The organism is Enterobacter oligotrophicus (assembly GCF_009176645.1).
Lineage (GTDB): Bacteria > Pseudomonadota > Gammaproteobacteria > Enterobacterales > Enterobacteriaceae > Enterobacter > Enterobacter oligotrophicus.
Map to the genome: position 1 here is coordinate 1,616,357 of NZ_AP019007.1, position 24,335 is coordinate 1,640,691.

Here is a 24,335-nt window from a genome sequence, read left to right on the forward strand (position 1 = left end):
CTGGATCATGCTCGCATGTTGCGCAATCTGCTCGCCCGCCCCGGAAGATATTCCTTATACTTAGCCGACACCGGCTTCGCTGGCGGTGCAATTTTCGGATTTTATTCAGATTAACGAGTACGGAAGCAACCTCATGAAAATGCGTGCAATAGTGCTGGCCCTGGGTACAACGCTCCTGCTGAGCGGCTGTCAGAATATGGATTCTAATGGCCTGATGTCCTCAGGCGCAGAAGCCTTTCAGGCCTATTCCCTGAGTGACGCGCAGGTAAAAGCGCTGAGCGATCAGGCCTGTAAAGATATGGATGCCAAAGCTACCCTCGCCCCGGCTAACAGTACCTACACGCAGCGCCTGAATAAGATTGCGTCCGCCCTGGGCGATAACATTAATGGCCAGCCAGTCAACTATAAGGTTTACATGGCGAAAGACGTGAACGCCTTCGCGATGGCAAACGGCTGTATCCGCGTCTACAGCGGCCTGATGGACATGATGACCGACAACGAAGTCGAAGCGGTGATCGGCCATGAAATGGGCCACGTCGCACTGGGCCACGTGAAGAAAGGTATGCAGGTCGCGCTGGGCACCAACGCCGTTCGTGCGGCAGCAGCCTCTGCGGGCGGTATCGTGGGCAGCTTGTCCCAGTCCCAGATTGGCGACATGGGGGAGAAACTGGTTAACTCCCAGTTCTCTCAGCGTCAGGAATCGGAAGCCGATGACTACTCTTATGACCTGTTGCGCAAACGCGGTATTAACCCGTCAGGCTTAGCCACCAGCTTCGAAAAACTGGCAAAACTGGAAGAGGGTCGTCAAAGCTCCATGTTTGACGATCACCCGGCATCCGTTGAGCGTGCACAACATATTCGCGATCGAATGGCCGCGGATGGAATTAAATAATAAATGAACACCGGCCCGGTGAGCGCAGCGCCACCGGGCAAGCGTGCCAAATCAGTACAGCGTTTTCTGCGGCGGCCCGGCAAACTTCAGCGCGCCAATCTGCCCCATCCGTACTTCCACCACCGACGGCCCCGGCATCGCCAGCGCCTCTGTCATCACCGCATCAAAATCTTCTGCCCGCTCAACGCTCCACGCCTGCAGGCCAATCGCCTGAGCCAGCAGGGTAAAGTCCGGCGTATGCAGTTCGTTATAATACTGACGCCCGCCGAAATACTTATCCTGAATACCGCGCATCACCCCGTAACCGCCGTCGTTCATGATCAGCAGCGTCACATTGGCTTTCTCCTGCGCCAGCGTCGCCAGTTCGCCCAGGTTCAGGCTCAGGCCGCCGTCACCCACCAGCCCAACAACCTTACGCTGCGGGTTGGCAATCGCGGTGCCGATCGCCATCGGCAGGCCCATACCAATCGCGCCCGCCAGCGAGTGGATGTTCATCAACGGGCCGTTGGCACGGAACAGACGGCTACCCCACAGGCTGCCGGACACGGTGATATCACGCACCAGCAGGCCATCTTTCGGCAGCGCTTTCTCGATGGCATCGTTGAGCTTCGCGTAGGCTCCGCACTGCTCGCGCAGCCCCTGCCCGGCGCTGGCAACCGCCTGCTGCACCTGCGTATCCCACTGGGCGTTGCCCCATTCACGCCCCTGCGCTTTATCGGCCAGTGCACTAAGCAGCACTGAACAATCGGCTATTAGCGTATTATCCATCAGATAGTTACGGCTCGCCGCCGCCGGGTCGATATCAATCTGCACGCGTGGATGCGGCAGTTCCAGCGTCCAGGATCGGGTTTCGTTGCTGCGCAGACGCGAACCGGCGACCAGCGTAAAATCACACTGCGCGATAAGCGCCTCAACGGACGGCGAGTTGTGAAACGCCCGCAGGCTGGCGCGGTGGCTGTCCGGCAGCACGCCGCGCGCGTGGGTGCTGGAGATCACGGTGACGCCTGCATCCGCCAGTTTTTTCACGGCGTCAGCGCTCCCCAGCGCTCCACCGCCCAGCCACAGCAGCGGCTGTTTCGCCTGCTTAAGCTGCGCCCACAAAGCATCGGCCATTGCCGCGTCAACGTTTGTAGCCAAAGCCGGTTTTACAGGTGCGGTCACCAGCGACAGCGGGATTTTGGCCCCCTGAATATCAATCGGGATTTCCACAGAAACCGGCCCACACGGCGGCGTCTGCGCCTCCTGAATGGCTTTATGCAGAATGGCTATCGCCTGGTTAGCATTGCTGATGCGGTACGCTCGTTTGGAACTGGCCTTCAGGAAGGTCAGCTGGTCACGGGTTTCATGGATAAAGCCGGTATCAGCATCGAGCCACGCTTTCTCGACCTGCCCGGTTAAATGCAGCAGCGGCGTGCAGGCATTCATCGCCTCCACCAGCGCGCCTACCGCATTACCCGCCCCCGCGCCGGTGCTGGTTAGCGCTACGCCCAGGCCGGAAAAGCGCCCATGAGCATCGGCCATGGTGACGGAACCCGCTTCGCCGCGCGCGGGCACAAAGCGGATGTTGCCGCGCTGCCCTACCGCATCCGCGATCGGCAGGTTGTGAATGGAGATGACGCCGTAGATGGCCTCAACCTGATACTGCTCCAGCGTTCTGGCGATGGCGTCGCCGACGGTTATCATTTCGCTCATTGCTCACCCTTTCTCAGTCGCACCAGTGGTTGACGCTATTACCCGTCGCCAGATAAATGCTCTTTTGCTGCATCCAGGCTTTCAGCCCCTGAATGCCTTTTTCGCGGCCCAGACCGCTCTCTTTAAAGCCCCCGAACGGAGTCGAGATCGCAAAGACTTTGTAGGTGTTGATCCACACCGTGCCCGCCTCCAGCTGCTCGCTCAGGCGCAGCGCCCGCCCGGTATCGCGCGTCCAGATCCCCGCCGCGAGGCCATAAACCGAGTCGTTCGCCTCGCGTATCAACACCGCTGCATCGCGAAACGGCATCGCCACCAGCACCGGGCCGAAGATCTCTTCCTGACAGGCGCGGGCACTGTTGTTCAGCCCTTCAATGATGGTTGGCAGGAAGAAGCTGCCGTTTTTCAGTGCAGGATCGGCCGGGATCTCCCCGCCGCACAGCACGCGGCCCCCTTCGCGCTTCGCCAGCTCGACGTATTCCTGCACGCTCTGGCGATGCTTATCGTTAATCAGCGGCCCCACGTGGACGCCGTCAGTAAACGGGTGTCCGACGCGAAGACCGCGGGTTAACTCCAGCAGCCGCGCCATCAGCGGCGCGTACAGGCTTTCGTGAATAAACAGCCGCGAGCCGGCGATGCACGCTTGCCCGGCAGAGCTGAAAATGCCGTAGCAGATCCCGCGCGCCGCCTGTTCGATATCGGCATCCTCCAGCACGATGGTCGGCGATTTGCCGCCCAGTTCGAGCGACGCCGGGATCAGTTTTTCCGCCGCCACGTGCGCCAGATGCCGACCCGTGGTGGTGCCGCCGGTAAAGGAAATTTTGCGCACCTTAGGATGACGCGCCAGCGCATCGCCAATCACCGAGCCTTTGCCCGGCAGTACGCTCAGCAGTCCGGTGGGCAAACCGGCCTGTTCAAAAATACGCGCCAGCTCCAGCGCCATCAGCGGCGTGGCTTCGGCGGGCTTGAGGATCACCGCGTTACCGGCGGCGATGGCCGGGGCGACCTTCTGCATTTCGCTGGCAATCGGTGAGTTCCACGGCGTGATGGCCGCCACCACGCCGAGCGGTTCATAGCGGCTCAGCGTCAGCAAATCGGGCTGGCGCGGCGTCGGGAGTTTACCTTCCAGCAGTTCGCAGGCAGCGGCGAAATAACGCGCCGTCCCCGCCGCGCTCATCACCAGCCCGCGCGCTTCCGCCAGCGGCTTGCCGTTATCGCGACTCTGCATCTGCGCCAGCTCATCAACGCGGCGTTCAATCAGATCTGCAACCTTATGCAGGATCTTCGCGCGCACATGCGGCAGGCTGTTGCGCCAGGCGGGATCGCGCCACGCGCGCTCTCCGGCCTCTATCGCCTCCTGCAGATCGTCGAGGCTCGCCGCATTCAACGTAGCGTTGATCGACCCGTCAGCCGGGAAGTGGCTCTGCATCGGGTTGCCGCCGCCGTGTCGCCACTGACCGCCGATAAAAATGTTCAGATTGTCCATCGTCACTCCTCAGCTCAGGGCCAGTTCGCGGCAGGCGCGCACCGCGCTCAGTGCCGCCAGGGTTGACGTTTTCGGGTTGCTGGCCAGCGGCAGCCCGCTCAGCTCCAGATGGAACTCGCCAAACACGCCTTCGACGTGGAGCGTGTGGGTGTTGCGTTTGGTTGTCGGGTCGACCATCAGTTGCACGCGGGTGTCGTCCATCCCGACGCCGCCGAGCGCCACGGTTGCCGCCACGTTGGCGTTCGCCGGGAAGAGCCGCGCCGCCTCGCGGGCGCTACCCTCAAAGAAGACATGTGCCTCTGACACCGCATTCAGATCGATAAGCTGCTCGGCGTAGCTGCCGCGCCAGCTGGCCGGGCTTTTGCGCGACTGATAGGTGACGCGTTCCAGCCCGCCCTCTTTCGCCGCCGCCAGCCCGTCAATGCCGGCTACCGCCCCGGAGAGCAGCGTCAGCTTGCCGCCCGCACTGAGCAGGCGCTGCTCCAGCGCGCTGTCCGCCAGCGCACCGGTAGAGATCACCGCCAGATGCCAGCCGCGACGCAGAATCACTTCGCCGTACTGGGCCACCGCCTGCTGGCTGGCGCACTCCAGTACCAGATCGGGCGTTTCGGCGCAGTCCACCGGAGAGGTCAACGCCACCACCCTATCGCCAAATTGTTCACGAATGGCGGCATGATGAGACGCGCGCGCCACAATCCAGCCGATAGCCACACCGGCAGGCAGACGCTCGATCACCGCCTGCGCCATGGCACCAAAACCAATTAACATGATCTTTTTCATGATGCGTCCTTACAGATGGCGACAGAAGCCGCCGGAAACGTCCAGCGCGGCACCGGTGGTAAACGACGCCAGCGGCGAGGCGAGGAACAGCAGCGCCTGCGCGGGCTCCTGCGGCTTGCCGAGGCGCGCCATCGGGATGCCGCGTTTGCGGGCGATATCCGCCGTCCACTCCGGCCAGCACTGGCTTTTGTCGGTCCGGTTTTCAAAGCGACGCTGCCACTGCCCGGACTCCACCATGCCGAGCAGAATGGAATTCACGCGGATACCTTTGCCCACCAGCTCTTTTGAGAGCGTGAGCGTCATGTTCAGTAGCGCGGCACGGGCGGCAGAGGTGGCGATCATGTGCTCCTCCGGCTGCAGCGCCAGCAGGGAGTTCACGCAGGTGATGGAGGCGATGTCGGACCGCTCCAGCAGAGGCTGAAACGCCTGCACCGGGTTAATCACCCCGAACAGTTTCAGCTCGGCTTCGTGCAGCCACGCTTCGCGCGGAGTATCATGGAAGTGCGCGACGTAGCCCTGTCCGGCGTTGTTGATCAGCATATCCGCCGCGCCAAAACGCGCCTTAACGGCATCCGCAAACGCCTTCACCTCGTCGGCGTTCAGCACGTCGCAGCGGTAAGAAAAAATCTCCCCATCAGGGTATTCGTTTTGCAGCGCCGCATGGGCGCTGGCAAGGCGGTCCGGGTCGCGACCGCAGAAGGCCACCTTTGCCCCCTCGCCCAGCAGCAGGCGCAGCGTTTCAAAGCCAATGCCGGAAGAACCGCCGGTGACTACCGCCACGCGCCCGTCAATTTGTGCATTCATCGCGCACCTCTTCGTTAATGCGTAAAAGCTGTTGGTTAAAAAACGCGTCGTTATCGAGATAGCTGGCGTGTCCGGCCTGTGGAATGCCAATAAACGGCATGCCGTAGCGCAGCGCCAGCCCCTGCACCAGTTCGGGTTGCGTGATCGCGTCCTGCTCGCCACACCACACTTCAAAGGTGCCGGAGTAGCGCTTCAGCCAGCCGTGTATATCGTCATGCGCCAGCATCCACGCGGCAGCAAGGTAGCCTTCCGGGCGCAGCCTGCGCATGCCTGCGGCGACGGTGGCGACATCCTCAGCACGCGCGCCGGGGCGCAGCAGCTTCGCGGCGCGGGTCTGCGCGAGGATTTCACCGCCCAGCGCCATCTGCTGCTCGCGGTTGCGCCAGACCTGCTCACGCTGCTCCGGCGCGGCCTGCCCGTAACCCTGCGCGGCATCTGCCAGCACCAGATGCATCACGCGCTCAGGAAACTTCGCGGCAAAAGCCGAGGCAACCAGCGCACCGAGTGAATGCCCCACCAGCACCGCCTGCCAGACGCCCGCACGGTCAAGCATGGCCGCCAGCGCATCGGCGTAATCCCCCGCGTTCGCACGTTCAACCGCCAGCATCGGGCTTTCACCGTAACCGGGCATGTCCCACGCCAGCACGCGAAAACCGTTCAGCGCCATCTGCTTATGCCAGGAGGCCGCGCCGGAGCTGATACCGTGCAGCAGCATCAGCGGAATGCCGCTTCCCTGTTCACGAAAACCCGTCATCATGCCCCCTTAGTTCCGCTTCACTTTTGACAGCGGATGATCGGCTGGGTAGGTCGGGATTTCCGGCTTGTTGGTCCCCAGCATGACGCACATCAGCGCCTCTTCTTCGCCGTGGTTAAACAGCCCGCGATAGATGCCCGGCGGAACGGAGATCAGATCGCGCTCGCGCAGCACGGTTTCGGTGTAGTGTTCGCCGTCCTGGATCATCAATGTGATCTGCCCTTTGAGCATGAAGAACACCTCTTCCACGTCGTCGTGCAGGTGCAGCGGCCCTTCGCACTTCGACGGCAGCACCATGGTGGAGAAGGTAAAGTGATCCGCCTGCACGGTGTTGGTATCGTTCGCCACGCCCGTTGCGCCGGTGCCGATATAGCGCATCTGCGCCCGGCGGTATTTCGGGTCAAAATCGGCCTGGAACTTCAGCGCGTTCCAGTCGTATTTGCGACCTTCGAAGCGCGCAATGCGCGACTCGACCCACTCTTCCATCGTCAGGTGGTCAGGTTTGATGCCTGATGTGTTGGTTACGGTTGAATCAGTCATGACACTCTCCTCAGTAACGTCTCAGCAGCGGCAGTAACAGGACGCAGCCCACCGCCGCCATCACTGCCAGAAAAATCAGCCCGGAATCCATGCTGTGGGTGAAGGCGATTAACGCGCCCATCACCGCTGGCGACAACGCGCCTGCAAAGTTTCCCAGCCCGTTGAAAATGCCGCCCGCCGTGGCGCTCACCCGCGGATGGGTGGCCTTCGCCAGCAGGGCGAAAATGTTGGGCGCACCGGTGCCCCACATAAAGGTGCTGAAGCTCATCGCCGCGATGATGGTGAGCGGGGTGTCGAGATGCATCACCGCCGCCAGCCCGACGGCGGCCCCCGCCATCGAGATAAAGCAGGCCGCCGCACGTTTATCGACGCGGTCCGAAAGCCACGCGCCGATGACTTCGCCCGCCAGCATGGCGATGAACGGCATCGACGACAGCCAGCCCGCATGCTCAAGGTGAATGCCTTTGCCCTTAATCAGGTAGCCCGGCAGCCAGCCGTTGATGCCCCACAGGTAGGTCAGGAAAGCGATGTTAAAAATGCAGATGATCCAGAAGTGCGGGCTGACAAACAGCTCGCGCCGCGCGGCGCGCCGCTCATCCTGCGAGGCTTGTGATGTCGAGGGTTTGGCGTCCAGACGAATGCCGCGCAGGCCGATGCGCACGAAGATCAGAACCGGGACAGTGAGCATCGCCATCACGAAGAAGGTGCTCTGCCAGCCGAAGGTGTTCAGCAGCCAGATAGAAAGCGGGAATCCAATTGCTGCGCCCACCGGCGTACCCAGCAGCCACAGCATGGTGGCGCGCGCCTGCAGATGCTGCGGGAAATTGTGTCGCACAATGGCGAACGCCAGCGGAAACAACGGCCCCTCCGCCACGCCCAGCAGGATGCGCAGAACGATCATCAGCGTGTAGTTGTGGGTAAAGCCCATCGCCACCATCAGCACGCACCACACCGCCATCATGCCGGTGAGCAGACGCAGCGGCGCAATTTTGTCCCCCAGCCCGCTGAGAAAGACCGACGAAAAACCGTAGCTCAGCAGGAAAGCGCTCATCAGAATGCCGAGGCGCGTGGTGTCAAAATCAATCCCCATCGCCTGCTGGAAATGGCCGTCGGAAAACAGCGCCGCGATGCTGATTTTGTCGAAAAACGCCAGCAGCACGCAGGCCAGCAGCGACAGCGGGATGGCCCAGCGCACGGCTTTTTCGGGCGTGCGGGTTCCCTCACCGCTTGCCTCGACAGGCGCGGTGTTGGTCTCTAATGTGGTCATGTCTCCCCCTACGGGTGCGGGTTAGCTATCGCAATGACATCAGTGAAAAGGTCGAGTCGGCGAGCGGTACATCCGATAAATCCCGCCCTGCCGCCATCCAGCGCTTCGCCAGCTTGACGGTACGCGCATCGTTGAACGCCACCAGTTGCGTCAACCGTCCGTTTTCGTCCAGCGAGAAGAACAGCGCATCTTCACGCACTATCGTTTTGCCGCCAGACTGCGGAATGCCGAGGATCTGGATGTTGTGCTGGTATTGATCCGACCAGAGCCACGGCGCATCGTCGTAGCCTGGCGCGTCGGCGTTAAGCATCGCTTTGGCCGTCGCGACTGCCTGGTTTTGCGCAAACGCCCACGACTGAATGCACAGCCCATAATGATGGTGCTGGGCCACATCGCCCGCAGCAAAAATGCACGGATCTGAGGTGCGCCCCTGTGCATCCACTACGATCCCCCGCTCTGTGCAAAGTCCCGCTTCACGCGCCAGTTCCAGGTTGAGATCGACCCCGATCCCCACCACCACTGCGTCAAAGGTTTCGCGTTGGCCGTCGCAGTGAATGACCGGCAGGCCGTTGTCGTCCTCCAGCTCCAGCGCGCCGCAGCCGGTGCGGATCTCCACGCCCTGCTCGCGATGGATAGCCTCTAAGTGCTGCGAAACCTCACTGCTCACCGAGCGCATGCACAGCGCAGGCTGCTGCTCGAACAGGGTGACCGCCACGCCGCTTTTGCGAGCGGACGCGGCAATCTCCAGGCCGATCCAGCCGCCGCCGATAATCGCCAGTTTTTGACTTTCTGCCAGCCGACCTTTCAGGCGCTGCGCGTCCTGCCAGTGGCGCAGGGTATAAACCTGAGGATGCGCCGCCCATGCTGCCCCCGGCAGGCGCGCCCGCCCCCCGGTGGCAAGTAAAAGTATGTTGTAACTAAGATGCTCACCGTTGCTCAAACGCACCGTTTTCGCTTCGCGATCGATGGATTCTGCACGCAGCGGGCGATACCAGGTCAGGTTCAGCGCTTCCTGCGCCTCTTCGGTAAACAGTCGCGGAAGCGATGCCTCTGGCTCCAGCAGAGACGCTTTCGACAGCGGCGGACGTTCGTAGAAATCCCACTCTTCTTCCGCCACCACGCAAATTTCGCCGTCGAAGCCCTCGTCACGCAGGGTTTTCGCGGCCCAGCCGCCCGCCTGACCGCCGCCGATAATGACAATGCGCGACGTCATACTGCCTCCGGCTTTTTCTGCTGACGGCGCGTGTCGTGGTCAATGCCGCCTTCCACCGCCCATTCGGTAAAGGAGACCAGCGAGTGTTCCAGCTCGCGCGGCTGCCAGTTTTCGGTCAGGTAGTCGTCGTTGGTGTAATACTCAAACGCGCCACCGGTCGGGCTGTTGACGTACCAGAAATAGGCCGACGACACCGGATGGCGGCCCGGTCCGATAAAGGTGCTCCATTCATTTTTATTCATCGCGATCCCCCCACCGATCACCTCGTGGATATCGCGCACGGTGAAGGCCACGTGGTTGAGGCCACGTTTGCGGTTCGGCAACTGCAGCAGGAACAGGTTGTGATGGCCGCCACGCACGCCGCAGCGCAGGAACACGGCGCGGTTGATGTAGCGGTCAGAGACCTGGAAGCCGAGCACCTCGCGGTAGAATTTCTCTACCGCCGCCAGTTCTTCCACAAAGAACACCACGTGCCCGACGTTAATGGGCTGGGCGCGATCGTAAACCGGGCTGGGGGTATCGATACGGCGAACGTCGCCCCACTGGTTAATCGGCTCGACGTTCAGCTCCACCTCAGTTTGCTGACTGACCTGCACACGTAACGTCATGCCGTTCGGGTCGAGGCACTCCAGCGCATCACCCACTTCACGAAAACCGGGCTGTTGCGCCAGTTTTGGCCGTAACGCATCCAGATCCGCCTGCGTGGCAACCGCCCAGGTCATGCGGCGCAGGGTGTTACCCTCTTCAAACGCGGGCGGCAGGTCGGGGCTGTCAATCGGGTTTAGCTCGACGCGTGCGCCGCTCAGGGTGGTAAAACGCTGGCCGCTGGCATCGCCCGTCAGGCCAAAATCACGCATAAATTTGGCGCAGTGCGTCAGGTCTTCCACGCCAAACTCCAGCTTTTCAATTCCGGTTACACTCATCGTTCGTTGCCTCATCTGGCCCAAATTGGGCGTAAAACATGCCCGACGCAGTGAAGCGCCTGACGTTAACTCACTGATTTAACTGGCCTGTGACAGATACCCTAAGAAGCCAGAAATTTTATCCGCCGCGAGGCGAACCTCGTTTTGCAGACGCTCGCGGTCGGTTTGCGGGATCTCCTCCGACGGCACAAGAATGCTGACTACCGCCGCCACGCGATGGCTTCGGTCATACACCGGATAGACAATGGAGGAGATGCCGTGGCGGAAGAAGGATTCGCCGATCACGTACCCGCGGGCTTTATCCTGCTGCACCATCTGCCACAGGGCTTCCCGGTCATGAAGCTGCCCCGGCGTGTTGCCCGGCAGACGCTCGTGCGGGAACAGCTGTTCAAAATCGGCGCGGGAAATATCGGTCAACAGCATGCGGCCGAGGGAGGTGCAGTGCACCGGCAGGCGGGTGCCAATGCTGACCTGATTGATGCGCGACCCGGCGGCGCTGACGCGGGCGATGTAGATAATGTCGCGCCCGTCGCGGATCGCCAGATGGCTGCTGCACTGGCTGACGTCGCGCAGCTGTTCAATGACCGGCTGGCCGACCTGCGCCACGTCCAGCGAGGCGATGTACTCAAAGCCGAGGCGCAGCACGTTCATCCCCAGCGAAAAGGTATTGGTGCGCGTGTTGCGTTCCAGAAAACCCATGTATTCCAGGGTCTGCACCACACGGTAGGCGGTGGCCTTCGGCATATCCACCAGCCGGTGCAGCTCGGCAAAGGTCAGATCGCGATGCTGCTCGCCAAAGGCTAACAGCAGCTGCAAACCGCGCTCCAGCCCCGGCACCAGATACTTCACTTCCTGATCGTTTGCCATAGTCACCCTACCTTAGTTAAAGATAAAACCGCCGTTGACCGGAATCAGCTGTCCGGTGATAAACCGCGACAGATCGCTTAACAGCCAGACCACGCTGCCGGTGACATCTTCCGGCTGCTGTGCGCCCGTTAACGCGCGGCCGTTTTCGTAGAGCTGATGGCGCTCGGCGGGCACATATTCGGTCGCCTCGACGCGTGTTAACCCCGGCGCAATGGCATTGATACGAATGCGTTTTTCACCCAGCTCACGCGCCATCGAGCGGGTCATAGCAATGACAGCCCCCTTGCTGGCGACGTAGGCCATCAGGCGCGGCGCGCCCCACAGCGCGGTGTCGGACGCCACGTTCACAATTCCTGCCCCTTCGCGCAGCAGCGGCACCGCGGCGCGCGTCACCAGCCAGGTGCCTTTGACGTTCACACGCATTACGCGGTCCCAGAGATCCGGGTCGTAATCGAGCATATTTTTGCCACCAACGCCGGTCGCCATCGCCGCATTGTTAACCAGACCGTCAATCTGCCCCTGCTCACCGATCGCGCTGAACACCTGCTCAATGGAGCGAGGATCGGCCAGATCGATAACGTGGGATTCGATCGCATAGCCCTGCTCACTCAGGCCGTGCGCGCTTTCGGCCAGTTCACCCTGAAGGATGTCGCACATTACCACCGCCGCCCCCTGCTCCGCGCAGGCTCTGGCGAAGTGATAGCCCAGCCCGCGCGCGGCACCGGTCACGACGATGCGTTTCCCTTTAAGCAGCCCGTGCATCAGGCGGCTCCCTGCTGCGCTTCGCGCATCGCCAGTTGCTCTTTCGCCGCCTTTTGCATCATGCGGCGCAGGCGGGAGAGGCCGACGTCGTGCTGGTACAGGTATTCGTGTTCGCGGGCGTTGGGTGCCAGACTTTCCAGCACCACACGGTCCTGCTCCAGCACTTCCCAGTGCAGTTTTTCAAGACGGTTGCGGTACATAAAGCGCCACATATCGCGCTGCCAGCCCTGTACGCGGCGGATGCGCCAGAAGAAGACGCGGCAGTTGTCGTTATCTTCCGGCACCACCATACCGACGATAAAGAAGTGGCCGCCCGGCCCGAAACGTTTTTTGTACGGAATGGAGAGGCGCATCCAGAAGGTGCCGCTGTTGCCCAGCTCCACCCAGTCGAAGTTGACGCCGCTCTGCCCTTTTTTCTCAAAGATGAAACCCGTTTTGGTTGGCTGAAGTACCATGTCGGCCTTGCGATCCCCTTCTGCCATTGAGTGCGAAGAGGAGTGCAGATAGGTGCCGTGCATCGGGTCCATCACGTTTTCCAGCGCGTACTGGTAGTTACATTTCCACGCGGCGGTGCAGAGGAAATTACTGAAATTCTCCGTGTCGGCGAGTTCGTCCGGGAAGCTCAGTTCGTCCGGCTGCTGATCGGCAGTGACGCCAAACCACAGGAAGATCGCGCCGTGCGCCTCCTGCACGTTATAGCTGCGCACGCACTGCTGGCCGACCAGCGGGCATTTGTCTACGGCAGGAACATCTTTCACTTCGCCGTTACCCGCCACTTCCACGCCGTGATACCAGCAGGCGATGCGGTCCCCGAGGTTCCAGCCCATAGACAGACGCGCGCCACGGTGCGGACAGCGGTCTTCCAGCGCCTGCACCTGGCCGTCTTTGTTGCGCCAGACCACAATCTGCTCGCCGAGGCGGGTAATACCCACTGGCGCAGACTGAACTTCCCAGCTCGCCAGCACCGGATACCAGAGGCCACGCAGACCTTTATCGAGATAATGTTGTACCGTAGTCGTCATCGCGTTGCCCTCAGTAACCGTTAACCTGTAAGAATGTCTGGAAGCTGTCTTCGCTCCACGGCTCGCCCTGCTGATCGTGCATGCGCACCGCGTTCAGCCCGTTCACCAGCTCCGGCAAGGTTTCAACGCCCTGCTCGAAGAGATCTTCCAGCGTCGCAATCAGATTCACTTCCCAGTTTTCCGGCACGCGGCTGCGGGTTTGCCAGATCAGATTCTGATAATCACCCGGCTTATGAATGGCACCGTTGCCGCCCTCTGCCGGAGGGGTGAACTGGCGGCTTTCCGGCAGTGCCGGGTTGAAGTTCAGGGTGTCGCTCATGCCACGGTCTCCTCGACGAAGGTAATCTGGATTTGGTTTTCAAAAACCCGAACCGGATAGCGGTTGAGGTTGCGACCACCGGGACCGTGCAGGCACTGGCCCGTTTTGACGTCGAACACTGCTTCATGCAGCGGGCACTCCACTTTGCCGTCCTCCACAAAGCCCTGGCTCAGCAGGGCATAAGCGTGCGGACACACGTCTTCCAGCGCGTAATATTCGCCGTCAATTAAATAAACGCCGATCTCTTTACCCTCGACGTTGCCGCTAAAAGGGAAATCTTCCTGTACTTGCTCTGCGTCACATACGCCTATCCAGCTCATCACGATCCTCCAGGCTTTTGTTTCATATATGAAACTCTGTTTCTTATTTAATACGGTCAATATAAAAGCGATGAATGTTTCGTCAAGCGTCAATGTGACGAATTTGTTAATTGAATGGCAATTAATTAGCTAAGTGTGCAAACGATCACGAAAAAATGCAGCGATATGAAATTTTCATTATCAGGCCGTGATAAATACGATTTCTTGATAGTCTCTCAATTTGAATAAAAAATATTGACTTCTTTTCTTTTTGTTCTTTAAAAATAAATAAACGTCACAACTTTGGTGTTTCACCTGTGAAACTTACTTTTTATTTATCTTTATTAAACAATGAGTTTCACAGGTGAACCATTTTAACCCCGTGACAATCACTCTGAAAAAAATATAAACAGAAAGAAACATAAGGCGGGCCTGATGACGGCAAGATGGCAAGGCACAATAGCACTGTTGTTGCTCATTATTATTTCCTACGTCGACCGGGTAAATATCTCGGTGATGATTTTAAACCCGGAATTTGCCGAACATTTTCAGTTAAATGAAAACAGAATGTTACAAGGAATGCTCATGACCTGCTTTCTGCTGGGTTATGGATGTTCCGCTTTATTATTAACTCCAGTTATTGAAAGCAAACTTCACTACCGGCACGGATTGTTAAGCAGTATTGCGATTTGGGCTGCGGTTTGCGCTATTTCACCGCTGCTGGGATCGCTTATGGGTATGCTCATCGCACGCGTGATTTTAGGCATTGCCGAAGGGCCGCTTTTTTCACTGAAAACACGCTTTATCAGCGATAACTTCAACGCAGAAGAGATCGGTAAACCCAACGCCGTCACCGCGCTGGGTGTGTCGCTCGGGCTGGCCGTCGGCTTTCCGCTGGTCACCTGGCTTATGGCACATCTGGGCTGGGCCGGGTCGTTTTATGCGCTGGCAGTGCTGAATCTCGTTCTGGGTGGCGGGTTAATCTGGCGCTTCCTGCCTGCACCGCGCCACGAAACGAAAAAGTACAAACCAGGGTTTATGCAGACCTTCACGCTGGCCTGGCAAACGCCGCTTCTGGGCTGGATCTTACTGGTTGAAATCGCCACGCTGAGCTATCTGTGGGGCAGCAGCACCTGGCTTCCGGCATGGCTGCGCGATGAGCACCACTTCTCGCTGCACGCGACGGGCTTTATCGCGGCAATCCCCTTCCTGCTGAGCCTGGGCTCCAAGTTTCTGGGCGGTGTGCTGCTCGACAAAATGCGCCCGGAACAGGCACCGGTGCTGTTTGTGGTAGGCGGCGCGTTGACGGCACTGTCCGTGGTCGCACTGATGTTGAGCCACCAGCCTGCCTGGCTGGCGCTGTTTATGCTGTCCGCCAACGTCTTCTGGGGGCTTCAGGGGGCTGCCATTCCGGCGGTGATCCAGCATCATGCCGCGCGGGAAGCTGTCGGTAGTGCGTATGGGATCATCAATGGTATCGGCAATATCTGCGCGGCATTTATTCCGCTGCTGATGGGGATGGTGATGAAATCGGTAGGGTCGGTCAGTTCCGGCTTTTCGGTGCTGGTTGTCTCGCAGGTTATCACCCTGCTGGCCGGAGGCATGTTGCTGCTGCGCATGCGTCGCGCAGCAGCAGTGAGCGCGTAAGGCTTATTCGCCTTTCTTCGCCGCCTGGATGTAGAGCATTTCCAGCGCCAGGGTCGCCGCGGCCAGCGCGGTGATCTCGGACTGGTCGTAAGCCGGAGCCACTTCGACCACGTCCATACCGACGATGTTCAGATCCTTCAGACCGCGTACCAGTTTGATGGCGCGATCGGACGTCAGGCCGCCGATCACCGGCGTACCGGTTCCGGGTGCAAATGCCGGGTCCAGACAGTCGATGTCGAAGGTCAGGTAGACCGGCATATCACCGACGATCTGCTTCACCTGCGCAAGGATGTCATCCACGCCGCGATCGTTGACCTGGCCCGCGTCCAGCACGGTGAAGCCGTTGTCTTTGTCGAACTCGGTACGGATGCCGATCTGCACCGAGTGGTTAGGATCGATCAGGCCTTCGTTCGGCGCGGTGTAGAACATGGTGCCGTGGTCGAACTCGCAGCCGTTCGCGTAGGTGTCGGTATGCGCATCAAAGTGCACCAGCGCCATTTTACCGAAGTGCTTCGCGTGGGCGCGCAGCAGCGGCAGAGTGACGAAGTGGTCGCCGCCGAAGGAGAGCATGCGCTTACCGGCAGCCAGCAGCTTCTCAGCGTGCGCCTGCAGCTTTTCGCTCATCTCGCGCGCGTCACCGAAGGCGTACACCAGGTCACCGCAGTCCACCACGTTCAGGCGTTCGCGCATGTCGAAGTTCCACGGGAAGCGGTTGTGCTCCCAGGCCAGGTTAGTGGATACCTGACGAATAGCTGCCGGGCCGTGACGCCCCCCCGCGCGGCCAGATGTAGCCATATCAAATGGCACACCGGTGATCACCCAGTCCGCATCGCTGTCGTACGGCTGGAAGTTCATCGGAAGGCGTAAAAAACCAAACGCGTTAGATACCAGAGAGTTATCGTACTGATGACCTAAAGTGCTCATGTCCTGACCTCTTTTAAAGTCGATACATTAAAACAGATGAAAAAAAATCCCCTCCGCGTCGTTAAACCCGACGAGGAAGGGATTGATTCGTAAATCGCTTATTGGGGCGAATTATCGCCGGTAATGCATACGGGTTCAAGTGAGTATAGCATTCTGCCGGATGGCGGCTTCGCCTTATCCGGCCTACATTCGTAGGCCCGGTAAGCGCAGCGCCACCGGGCATCAGCGGCTACTCGTCTTCCAGGTAAGTGTACCCGTACAGACCCGCTTCAAACTCTTCCAGGAACTGCTGCTGCAAGGCGTCGTCCAGACCGGTATTTTTCACCTGATCGCGGAACTGAGTAAGCAGTTTTTTCGGATCGAGCTGAACGTATTCGAGCATGTCCGCCACGGTGTCCCCTTCATCAGATAGCTCGACTTCCACGCTGCCGTCAGGGAAGACAAACACGTCAACCGCTTCGGTATCACCGAACAGGTTGTGCATGTTACCGAGGATCTCCTGATACGCGCCGACCATAAAGAAGCCCAGCATTGGCGGGTTCTCCGGGTCGTACTCCGGCATTGGCATCGTTGTTGCGATACCGTCACCGTCAACGTAGTGATCGATAGCGCCGTCGGAGTCACAGGTGATATCCAGCAGCACCGCACGACGTTCCGGCGCGTGATTCAGCCCTTCCAGCGGCAGAACCGGGAACAGCTGGTCGATACCCCAGGCATCCGGCATTGACTGGAACAGCGAGAAGTTGACGTACATTTTGTCCGCCATACGTTCCTGCAGCTCGTCGATAATCGGACGGTGCGCGCGGTTGCTCGGGTCGAGCTGCTTCTGCACTTCATGGCACATGTTCAGATAGAGCTGCTCCGCCCACGCGCGCTCCTGCAGGCTGAAGGTGCCTGAGGAATAACCGACGTGAACATCATGCAGATCCATCTGGCTGTCGTGCAGCCATTCGCGCAGGGAACGACGCGTGCCCGGCTCGTGCATCTCCTGCCAGGTTTCCCACATGCTTTGCAGGGAGCGTGGGGCATCGTCTGCCGGAGGCGTCGCTTCGGTGATTTCGCTACGCTCAACGCCGATGATGTTAGAGACCAGCACCGTATGGTGCGCGGTAACAGCACGACCGGATTCGGTGATCACCGTCGGGTGCGGCAGGCCGTGCTCTTCACAGGCATCGCCGATTGCCCAGATGATGTTGTTAGCGTATTCGTTCAGGCCGTAGTTGACGGAGCAATCGGACTGCGAGCGGGTCCCTTCGTAGTCCACGCCCAGGCCGCCGCCCACATCGAAGCACTGAATATTCACGCCGAGCTTGTGCAGCTCAACGTAGAAACGCGCCGATTCACGCACGCCGGTGGCGATGTCGCGAATATTGGCCATCTGCGAGCCGAGGTGGAAGTGCAGCAGTTGAATGCTGTCGAGACGACCGCGCTCGCGCAGAATTTCCACCAGCTGAAGCACCTGGTTCGCCGCGAGGCCGAACTTGGATTTCTCGCCGCCGGAGGACTGCCACTTACCCGAGCCCTGAGAGGCCAGACGCGCACGCACGCCGAGGCGTGGCACTACGTTCAGACGCTCGGCCTCTTCCAGCACGATAGCGATTTCAGTCATCTTCTCGATAACCAGATAGACCTTGTGGCCCATCTTCTCGCCAATCAGCGCCAGACGAATATATTCACGGTCTTTATAGCCGTTACAGACAATCACCGAACGGGTCATACCCGCGTGCGCCAGTACCGCCATCAGCTCCGCTTTAGAGCCCGCTTCCAGACCCAGCGGTTCGCCGGAGTGGATCAGGGATTCAATCACGCGGCGGTGCTGGTTTACCTTGATCGGGTAGACCAGGAAGTAGTCGCCATTATAGCCGTAGGATTCACGCGCGCGTTTGAACGCGGCGTTAATAGAACGCAGGCGGTGTTGCAGGATCTGCGGGAAGCAGAACAGTGCGGGCAAACGCTGGCCCTGCGCTTCACGGGTTTTCACCAGTTTAGCGAGATCCACGCGCGCTTCAGGGACGTCCGGATCGGGGCAAACGCTGATATGGCCCAGTTCGTTGACGTCGTAGTAGTTATTGCCCCACCAGGCAATATTGTAAGTGCGCAGCATCTTGCTGGCTTCCTGGGAGCTCATCGCAACCTCCTGCATGGAACGTAGTACACCCTGTTCGCCCGCTGACGAAGGCGAAACCGAAGACATGTCGTCAGACATAGCGAACCTCAACTCTTTGTATTAAGTGTAAAACAGTTGACTACTATCGCAGCGTTATACGGCGATAACAACCCATAAACGGCTCCGTTTCCCAGCAGAGTATGCTGAAATTCAGACCGTGCGACCGGTTTCTTATTCATATCATTGTAAACACGTATCCGAACATAAGTATGACAACGTTCGGCGAAACCACGAGAAAACTCTTGTATTAACAAGAGCGCCCTTGTTCAGTTTTCACAGAGCGTGACCGGCCCTTGAATCCTGAGAAGCGCCGAGATGGGTATAACATCGGCAGGTTTGCAGACTGGAAATGCGGGTTGCGGGAATCACATGCGCGCCAGAACGGCTGCGCTGAGTTAGCGGAAAACGATGGTTCATTATCTCTTATCACCTCCACGGCCGCCTCTGCTGAAACGGACCCCAAGCCAAAGCTAAAAGTTCACTGCTTAACCCGGCTGGAAGTGGCGACACGATGAGTTCATCGAGCGCTTTTTTAGATGAGCCGCGCGCCGCGTTTTATACCGAGAAGGTAGCTAAAAAGCAAAACAAAAATACGCGCGTTGCCAGCGCCGTCAGGAAATATTTCCAGTTGAGAATTCAGCGCAATGAGAGGTGAATCAAAAAAAACTGGAAATCGGGTGAAGAAGTGACCTAAAATAGACGTCCAGATGTTAATCCATCCATACTGATTAACACTCAGACTGCCAGTGTCAAAAACCTGCAGGCCTTGGTAGAATTATCTCCTTTGGCTATTCCACACAGCAGTTCGAGCTAACCAAATTCCTCTTAGGTGAAATAAAACATGGCAAAACACCTGTTTACGTCCGAGTCCGTATCAGAAGGACATCCTGATAAAATTGCTGACCAAATCTCCGATGCGGTGCTGGATGCGATCCTCACCCAGGACCCAAAAGCGCGCGTAGCGTGTGAAACCTATGTCAAAACCGGCATGGTTCTGGTTGGCGGTGAGATCACCACCAGCGCATGGGTTGATATCGAAGAGATCACCCGTAATACGGTGCGTGAGATCGGCTATGTACATTCTGATATGGGCTTTGATGCCAACTCTTGCGCGGTACTGAGCGCCATTGGCAAACAGTCCCCGGACATCAACCAGGGCGTTGACCGTGCCGATCCGCTGGAACAGGGCGCGGGCGACCAGGGCCTGATGTTCGGCTACGCAACTAACGAAACCGACGTGCTGATGCCAGCGCCAGTCACCTACGCACACCGTCTGGTGCAGCGTCAGGCTGAAGTGCGTAAAAACGGCACCCTGCCGTGGCTGCGTCCGGATGCGAAAAGCCAGGTGACCTTCCAGTACGACGACGGCAAAATCGTCGGCATCGACGCGGTGGTACTGTCCACTCAGCATTCCGAAGAGATTGACCAGAAATCTCTGCAGGAAGCAGTGATGGAAGAGATCATCAAGCCGGTGCTGCCGACCGAATGGCTGAGCAGCGCCACCAAATACTTCATTAACCCAACCGGACGCTTCGTTATCGGCGGCCCAATGGGTGACTGCGGTCTGACCGGCCGTAAAATCATCGTTGATACCTACGGCGGCATGGCACGTCACGGTGGCGGCGCGTTTTCTGGTAAAGATCCGTCTAAAGTTGACCGTTCTGCTGCATACGCTGCTCGTTATGTTGCGAAAAACATCGTGGCTGCGGGCCTGGCTGACCGCTGTGAAATTCAGGTTTCTTACGCCATCGGCGTGGCTGAGCCAACCTCCATCATGGTTGAAACCTTCGGTACTGAAAAAGTGCCTTCAGAACAGCTGACCCTGCTGGTGCGCGAGTTCTTCGACCTGCGTCCATACGGCCTGATTCAGATGCTGGATCTGCTGCACCCAATCTACAAAGAAACCGCTGCATACGGTCACTTTGGCCGTGAACATTTCCCATGGGAAAAAACCGACAAAGCCGCTCTGCTGCGTGACGCTGCCGGTCTGAAGTAATCAACTGACAGCGTTGTTTTTAAAGGCCAGCCTTCGGGTTGGCCTTTTGCATTTGTGCGGACATTTTTGCCCGGCGGCGCTTCGCTTGCACAGGCCTACGGGTTTTTGAGGTGTTTGTAGGCCGGGTAAGGCGCAGCCGCCACCCGGCGATAAAATGATACCGTTTACACCTCACGTTACCCGCCTCGCTTTCAGAATAATCTCTTTGCATGATCGCCTTTCTTCTGCTGTTACATTTCTTTTCGGTTAAGTCTGAATTTCATACAAACGCGATGCATATCAACTAAATTAGCTCTATATTTTCAAAGATTTAATTATTCTTACGGTTACAGAGTAGTGTAACCGATTACACCAATGTGATTTGTCTCACATATTTTTACGCACTACTCACCTACCCTTAACATCGTTAAAACTGATAACCCAACTGGAGGGCATAATGCCTGACAATAAAAAACAGGGGCGCACGTCCAACAAGGCGATGACATTCTTCGTCTGCTTCCTCGCAGCCCTGGCAGGATTACTCTTTGGCCTGGATATCGGCGTAATTGCCGGTGCGTTACCTTTCATCACTGATGAGTTCCAGATCAGCGCGCATACCCAGGAATGGGTGGTTAGCTCCATGATGTTCGGTGCGGCCGTCGGTGCGGTTGGTAGCGGCTGGCTCTCCTTTAAGCTCGGGCGTAAAAAGAGCCTGATGATCGGCGCGATCCTCTTCGTTGCCGGTTCTCTGTTCTCTGCTGCCGCGCCTAACGTGGAAGTGCTGATTATCTCCCGCGTCCTGTTAGGACTGGCCGTCGGCGTCGCGTCGTATACCGCACCGCTGTATCTTTCCGAAATTGCACCGGAGAAAATTCGCGGCAGTATGATTTCGATGTACCAGTTGATGATCACCATCGGTATTCTGGGTGCATACCTTTCCGATACGGCCTTTAGCTACAGTGGCGCATGGCGCTGGATGCTGGGCGTCATCATCATTCCTGCCATCCTGCTGCTGATTGGCGTTTTCTTCCTGCCGGACAGCCCGCGCTGGTTTGCCGCCAAACGCCGCTTCCACGATGCGGAACGTGTGCTGCTGCGTCTGCGTGATACCAGCGCAGAGGCGAAAAACGAGCTGGAAGAGATCCGTGAAAGCCTGCAGGTTAAGCAGTCCGGCTGGGCACTGTTCAAAGAGAACAGTAACTTCCGTCGTGCGGTGTTCCTGGGCGTGTTGCTGCAGGTGATGCAGCAGTTCACCGGTATGAACGTCATCATGTATTACGCACCTAAAATCTTCGAACTGGCGGGTTACACCAATACCACCGAGCAGATGTGGGGCACCGTTATCGTCGGTCTGACTAACGTGCTGGCGACCTTTATCGCTATCGGTCTGGTTGACCGCTGGGGACGTAAGCCAACGCTGACGCTGGGCTTCCTGGTGATGGCCGTCGGGATGGGCGTGCTGGGCACCATGATGCACATGGGCATTCACTCTCCAACTGCGCAGTATTTCGCGGTGGCGATGCTGCTGATGTTTATCATCGGGTTTGCGATGAGCGCCGGTCCGCTGATTTGGGTGCTATGCTCTGAGATCCAGCCGCTGAAAGGGCGTGATTTTGGTATCACCTGCTCTACCGCGACCAACTGGATCGCCAACATGATCGTCGGCGCAACGTTCCTGACCATGCTCAACAACCTGGGCAATGCGAACACCTTCTGGGTCTACTCTGGCCTGAACCTGTTCTTTATTGTTCTGACGGTCTGGCTGGTTCCTGAAACCAAACACGTTTCTCTGGAACACATTGAACGTAACCTGATGAAAGGTCGTCCGCTGCGCGAAATCGGCGCACACGACTAATCCTCTGGCGGGAGGTGCCTCTTGCACCTCCCCGCTTCGCGCTTTATGCTCTGCCCCTATGAAAGCTCCCCGTCTCCCCATTGCCATTCAGCAAGCCGTCATGCGCAGCCTGCGGGAAAAACTCGCCCAGGCGAACCTGAAGCTCGGCCGCAATTATCCGGAACCCAAGCTCGTTTATCAGCAGCGTGGAACCGCGGCGGGCACCGCCTGGCTGGAATCGTATGAGATCCGCCTGAACCCGGTGTTGATGATGGAAAACCAGCAGGCGTTTATAGAGGAAGTGGTGCCGCACGAACTGGCGCATCTGCTGGTATGGAAACACTTTGGCCGCGTGGCACCGCACGGGAAAGAGTGGAAGTGGATGATGGAAGCGGTGCTTGGCGTACCGGCTCGTCGAACCCATCAGTTCGAACTGGAATCGGTGCGTCGCAATACCTTCCCCTACCGCTGCCAGTGCCAGCAGCACCAGTTGACCGTCCGCCGTCATAATCGTGTGGTACGCGGCGAGGCCACTTACCGCTGCGTCAAATGCGGTGAACCACTGGTCGCGGAATGATCTGTTGAACAATCAGGAACTTTCCTGATCTGCCTGATTGCATACAGGAACAACATTCGCTACGTTGCGGGCTCGTTTTGACACGGAGTGTAAGATGTCCCGTAATGTTTCTCTCGCGGTCGCCTTTCTGACGACAGCGCTTTCAGGCCATGCTCTGGCCGACGGTATCAACAGTTTCTCTCAGGCTAAAACCGCAGGCGTTAAGGTAAATGCTGACGTCCCTGGCGATTTCTACTGTGGCTGTAAAATTAACTGGCAAGGTAAAAAAGGGGTCGTTGACCTCGAATCCTGCGGCTATAAGGTGCGTAAAAACGAGAATCGCGCCAGCCGCATCGAATGGGAACATGTGGTTCCCGCATGGCAGTTTGGTCACCAGCGTCAGTGCTGGCAGGATGGCGGACGTAAAAACTGCGCCAAAGATCCGGTCTACCGCCAGATGGAAAGCGATATGCACAACCTGCAGCCCGCGGTAGGCGAAGTGAATGGCGATCGTGGCAATTTTATGTACAGCCAGTGGAACGGTGGCGAGGGGCAGTACGGACAGTGCGCCATGAAGGTGGATTTTAAAGAGAAAGTCGCCGAGCCGCCTGCCCGTGCGCGCGGCAGCATTGCCCGCACCTACTTCTATATGCGTGACCGTTACAACCTCAACCTTTCACGCCAGCAAACGCAGTTGTTCAACGCCTGGGACAAGCTGTACCCGGTAACGGAGTGGGAGTGCCAGCGCGACGCGCGCATCGCCAAAGTCCAGGGGAATCATAACCCTTACGTCCAGCGGGCTTGCCAGGCGCAAAAGAGCTAACCTACACTAGCGGCAATTCGCTTACATTGCATGACACACGGAATTTCTGACTATGCGCATCCCTCGCATCTATCACCCTGAACTGATTACCCCAGGTGGTGAAATCGCCCTGTCTGACGACGCCGCTAACCACGTTGGCCGCGTGCTGCGCATGGGCGCAGGCCAGGCAATCCAGCTCTTTGACGGTTCTAATCAGGTTTTCGACGCGGAGATCACGCGGGCCGATAAAAAAAGCGTGCATGTGAATGTATTGCGCGGTGAAGTGGACGACCGTGAATCGCCGCTGCACATTCATCTGGGACAGGTAATGTCGCGCGGAGAAAAGATGGAGTTCACCATTCAGAAATCCATTGAACTGGGTGTAAGCCTCATTACGCCACTTTTTTCTGAGCGCTGCGGCGTTAAACTGGATGCGGAACGTCTGAACAAAAAGATCCAGCAGTGGCAGAAAATCGCCATTGCGGCGTGTGAACAGAGCGGCCGCAACCGTATTCCGGAGATCCGCCCGGCGATGGATCTGGAGGAGTGGTGTGCCGAGGAGGAGAGCGGGCTGAAGCTCAATCTCCATCCACGCGCCAGCGCCAGCATCAACACGCTGCCGCTGCCCGTCGAACGTGTACGGCTGTTGATTGGTCCTGAAGGCGGCCTTTCGGCGGACGAAATTGCGATGACGGCACGTTACCAGTTTACTGATATTCTGTTGGGACCTCGCGTTCTGCGCACTGAGACAACGGCACTCACAGCCATTACCGCGCTACAGGTACGGTTTGGCGATCTGGGTTGACCCATTAA

25 protein-coding genes are annotated in these 24,335 nt (G+C 58.3%); 7 read left to right on the forward strand and 18 right to left on the reverse strand.

Going from position 1 to position 24,335, the window contains the following annotated elements:
• Positions 1-133: 133 nt before the first annotated feature.
• The gene (gene loiP, locus EoCCA6_RS07635) at positions 134-892 is read left to right on the forward strand and encodes a metalloprotease LoiP (protein WP_152082168.1); all 759 of its coding nucleotides are present in this window, start codon (positions 134-136) and stop codon (positions 890-892) included.
• Positions 893-943: 51 nt separating this feature from the next.
• On the opposite strand, the gene EoCCA6_RS07640 is transcribed toward loiP, so the two are convergent.
• From EoCCA6_RS07640 to EoCCA6_RS07705, 14 genes are all read right to left on the reverse strand, one after another.
• Positions 944-2,584 carry a thiamine pyrophosphate-binding protein gene (locus tag EoCCA6_RS07640; RefSeq protein ID WP_152082169.1) on the reverse strand — a complete coding sequence of 547 codons (1,641 nt, stop codon included), beginning with the start codon at positions 2,582-2,584 and terminating at the stop codon, positions 944-946.
• 13 nt (positions 2,585-2,597) lie between these two features.
• Entirely contained in the window at positions 2,598-4,067 is a 1,470-nt protein-coding gene (locus EoCCA6_RS07645; RefSeq protein ID WP_152082170.1) for an aldehyde dehydrogenase, read from the reverse strand.
• Between the two features lie 9 nt (positions 4,068-4,076).
• The gene (locus tag EoCCA6_RS07650) at positions 4,077-4,847 is read right to left on the reverse strand and encodes an aspartate dehydrogenase (RefSeq protein ID WP_152082171.1); all 771 of its coding nucleotides are present in this window, start codon (positions 4,845-4,847) and stop codon (positions 4,077-4,079) included.
• A gap of 9 nt (positions 4,848-4,856) precedes the next feature.
• Positions 4,857-5,651 carry an SDR family oxidoreductase gene (locus tag EoCCA6_RS07655; protein WP_152082172.1) on the reverse strand — a complete coding sequence of 265 codons (795 nt, stop codon included), beginning with the start codon at positions 5,649-5,651 and terminating at the stop codon, positions 4,857-4,859.
• Positions 5,635-6,405, reverse strand: coding sequence for an alpha/beta fold hydrolase (locus tag EoCCA6_RS07660; protein ID WP_152084418.1), 771 nt, complete (start codon positions 6,403-6,405; stop codon positions 5,635-5,637). The genes EoCCA6_RS07655 and EoCCA6_RS07660 overlap by 17 nt, the downstream gene beginning before the upstream one ends.
• A gap of 9 nt (positions 6,406-6,414) precedes the next feature.
• Entirely contained in the window at positions 6,415-6,945 is a 531-nt protein-coding gene (locus tag EoCCA6_RS07665; RefSeq protein WP_152082173.1) for a cupin domain-containing protein, read from the reverse strand.
• A gap of 10 nt (positions 6,946-6,955) precedes the next feature.
• Positions 6,956-8,212, reverse strand: coding sequence for an MFS transporter (locus EoCCA6_RS07670; protein WP_152082174.1), 1,257 nt, complete (start codon positions 8,210-8,212; stop codon positions 6,956-6,958).
• A gap of 25 nt (positions 8,213-8,237) precedes the next feature.
• Entirely contained in the window at positions 8,238-9,425 is a 1,188-nt protein-coding gene (locus EoCCA6_RS07675) for an NAD(P)/FAD-dependent oxidoreductase (protein ID WP_152082175.1), read from the reverse strand.
• Positions 9,422-10,348: a VOC family protein gene (locus EoCCA6_RS07680; protein ID WP_152082176.1), complete on the reverse strand. Its 927-nt coding sequence runs from the start codon at positions 10,346-10,348 to the stop codon at positions 9,422-9,424. Before EoCCA6_RS07680 ends, EoCCA6_RS07675 begins: the two co-directional genes overlap by 4 nt.
• A 78-nt stretch (positions 10,349-10,426) precedes the next feature.
• Entirely contained in the window at positions 10,427-11,215 is a 789-nt protein-coding gene (locus EoCCA6_RS07685; RefSeq protein WP_152082177.1) for an IclR family transcriptional regulator, read from the reverse strand.
• A 12-nt stretch (positions 11,216-11,227) separates the two neighbouring features.
• Positions 11,228-11,977: an SDR family oxidoreductase gene (locus EoCCA6_RS07690; protein ID WP_152082178.1), complete on the reverse strand. Its 750-nt coding sequence runs from the start codon at positions 11,975-11,977 to the stop codon at positions 11,228-11,230.
• Positions 11,977-12,999, reverse strand: a complete 1,023-nt coding sequence (locus EoCCA6_RS07695) for an aromatic ring-hydroxylating oxygenase subunit alpha (RefSeq protein WP_152082179.1) — start codon at positions 12,997-12,999, stop codon at positions 11,977-11,979. Before EoCCA6_RS07695 ends, EoCCA6_RS07690 begins: the two co-directional genes overlap by 1 nt.
• Before the next feature lie 10 nt (positions 13,000-13,009).
• Positions 13,010-13,318 carry a recombinase-like helix-turn-helix domain-containing protein gene (locus EoCCA6_RS07700; RefSeq protein WP_152082180.1) on the reverse strand — a complete coding sequence of 103 codons (309 nt, stop codon included), beginning with the start codon at positions 13,316-13,318 and terminating at the stop codon, positions 13,010-13,012.
• Positions 13,315-13,638, reverse strand: a complete 324-nt coding sequence (locus EoCCA6_RS07705; protein WP_013098654.1) for a Rieske (2Fe-2S) protein — start codon at positions 13,636-13,638, stop codon at positions 13,315-13,317. The genes EoCCA6_RS07700 and EoCCA6_RS07705 overlap by 4 nt, the downstream gene beginning before the upstream one ends.
• Positions 13,639-14,052: 414 nt before the next feature.
• Between EoCCA6_RS07705 and EoCCA6_RS07710 the strand changes: the two genes are divergently transcribed.
• Entirely contained in the window at positions 14,053-15,264 is a 1,212-nt protein-coding gene (locus EoCCA6_RS07710; RefSeq protein ID WP_152082181.1) for an MFS transporter, read from the forward strand.
• A 3-nt stretch (positions 15,265-15,267) separates the two neighbouring features.
• Here EoCCA6_RS07710 and speB read toward each other — a convergent pair whose 3' ends face one another.
• The 4 genes from speB to EoCCA6_RS21760 form a co-directional block, all read right to left on the reverse strand.
• Positions 15,268-16,188 carry an agmatinase gene (gene speB / locus EoCCA6_RS07715; RefSeq protein WP_006811917.1) on the reverse strand — a complete coding sequence of 307 codons (921 nt, stop codon included), beginning with the start codon at positions 16,186-16,188 and terminating at the stop codon, positions 15,268-15,270.
• A 229-nt stretch (positions 16,189-16,417) separates the two neighbouring features.
• Positions 16,418-18,394, reverse strand: a complete 1,977-nt coding sequence (gene speA / locus EoCCA6_RS07720; protein ID WP_152082182.1) for a biosynthetic arginine decarboxylase — start codon at positions 18,392-18,394, stop codon at positions 16,418-16,420.
• An 8-nt stretch (positions 18,395-18,402) separates the two neighbouring features.
• On the reverse strand, positions 18,403-18,534 hold the full coding sequence (yqgB, locus tag EoCCA6_RS07725; protein WP_152084419.1) for an acid stress response protein YqgB: 132 nt from the start codon (positions 18,532-18,534) through the stop codon (positions 18,403-18,405).
• A 94-nt stretch (positions 18,535-18,628) separates the two neighbouring features.
• On the reverse strand, positions 18,629-18,772 hold the full coding sequence (locus EoCCA6_RS21760; protein WP_420841608.1) for a hypothetical protein: 144 nt from the start codon (positions 18,770-18,772) through the stop codon (positions 18,629-18,631).
• 424 nt (positions 18,773-19,196) lie between these two features.
• On the opposite strand from EoCCA6_RS21760, the gene metK reads away from it, so the two are divergent.
• The 5 genes from metK to rsmE all read left to right on the forward strand — a co-directional run bounded on the left by metK (position 19,197) and on the right by rsmE (position 24,327).
• Entirely contained in the window at positions 19,197-20,351 is a 1,155-nt protein-coding gene (gene metK / locus EoCCA6_RS07730) for a methionine adenosyltransferase (protein WP_152082183.1), read from the forward strand.
• A 436-nt stretch (positions 20,352-20,787) separates the two neighbouring features.
• A complete protein-coding gene (gene galP / locus EoCCA6_RS07735; protein ID WP_152082184.1) occupies positions 20,788-22,185 on the forward strand; it encodes a galactose/proton symporter in 1,398 nt (465 codons plus the stop codon).
• Between the two features lie 58 nt (positions 22,186-22,243).
• Positions 22,244-22,741: a SprT family zinc-dependent metalloprotease gene (locus EoCCA6_RS07740; RefSeq protein ID WP_003860035.1), complete on the forward strand. Its 498-nt coding sequence runs from the start codon at positions 22,244-22,246 to the stop codon at positions 22,739-22,741.
• A gap of 94 nt (positions 22,742-22,835) precedes the next feature.
• Complete coding sequence (gene endA / locus EoCCA6_RS07745; RefSeq protein ID WP_152082185.1) at positions 22,836-23,543, forward strand: deoxyribonuclease I; 708 nt, start codon at positions 22,836-22,838, stop codon at positions 23,541-23,543.
• Between the two features lie 52 nt (positions 23,544-23,595).
• Positions 23,596-24,327 (forward strand): 16S rRNA (uracil(1498)-N(3))-methyltransferase, encoded by a 732-nt coding sequence (gene rsmE, locus EoCCA6_RS07750; RefSeq protein ID WP_152082186.1) that lies wholly within the window; start codon positions 23,596-23,598, stop codon positions 24,325-24,327.
• The last annotated feature ends 8 nt before the right edge of the window (positions 24,328-24,335 follow it).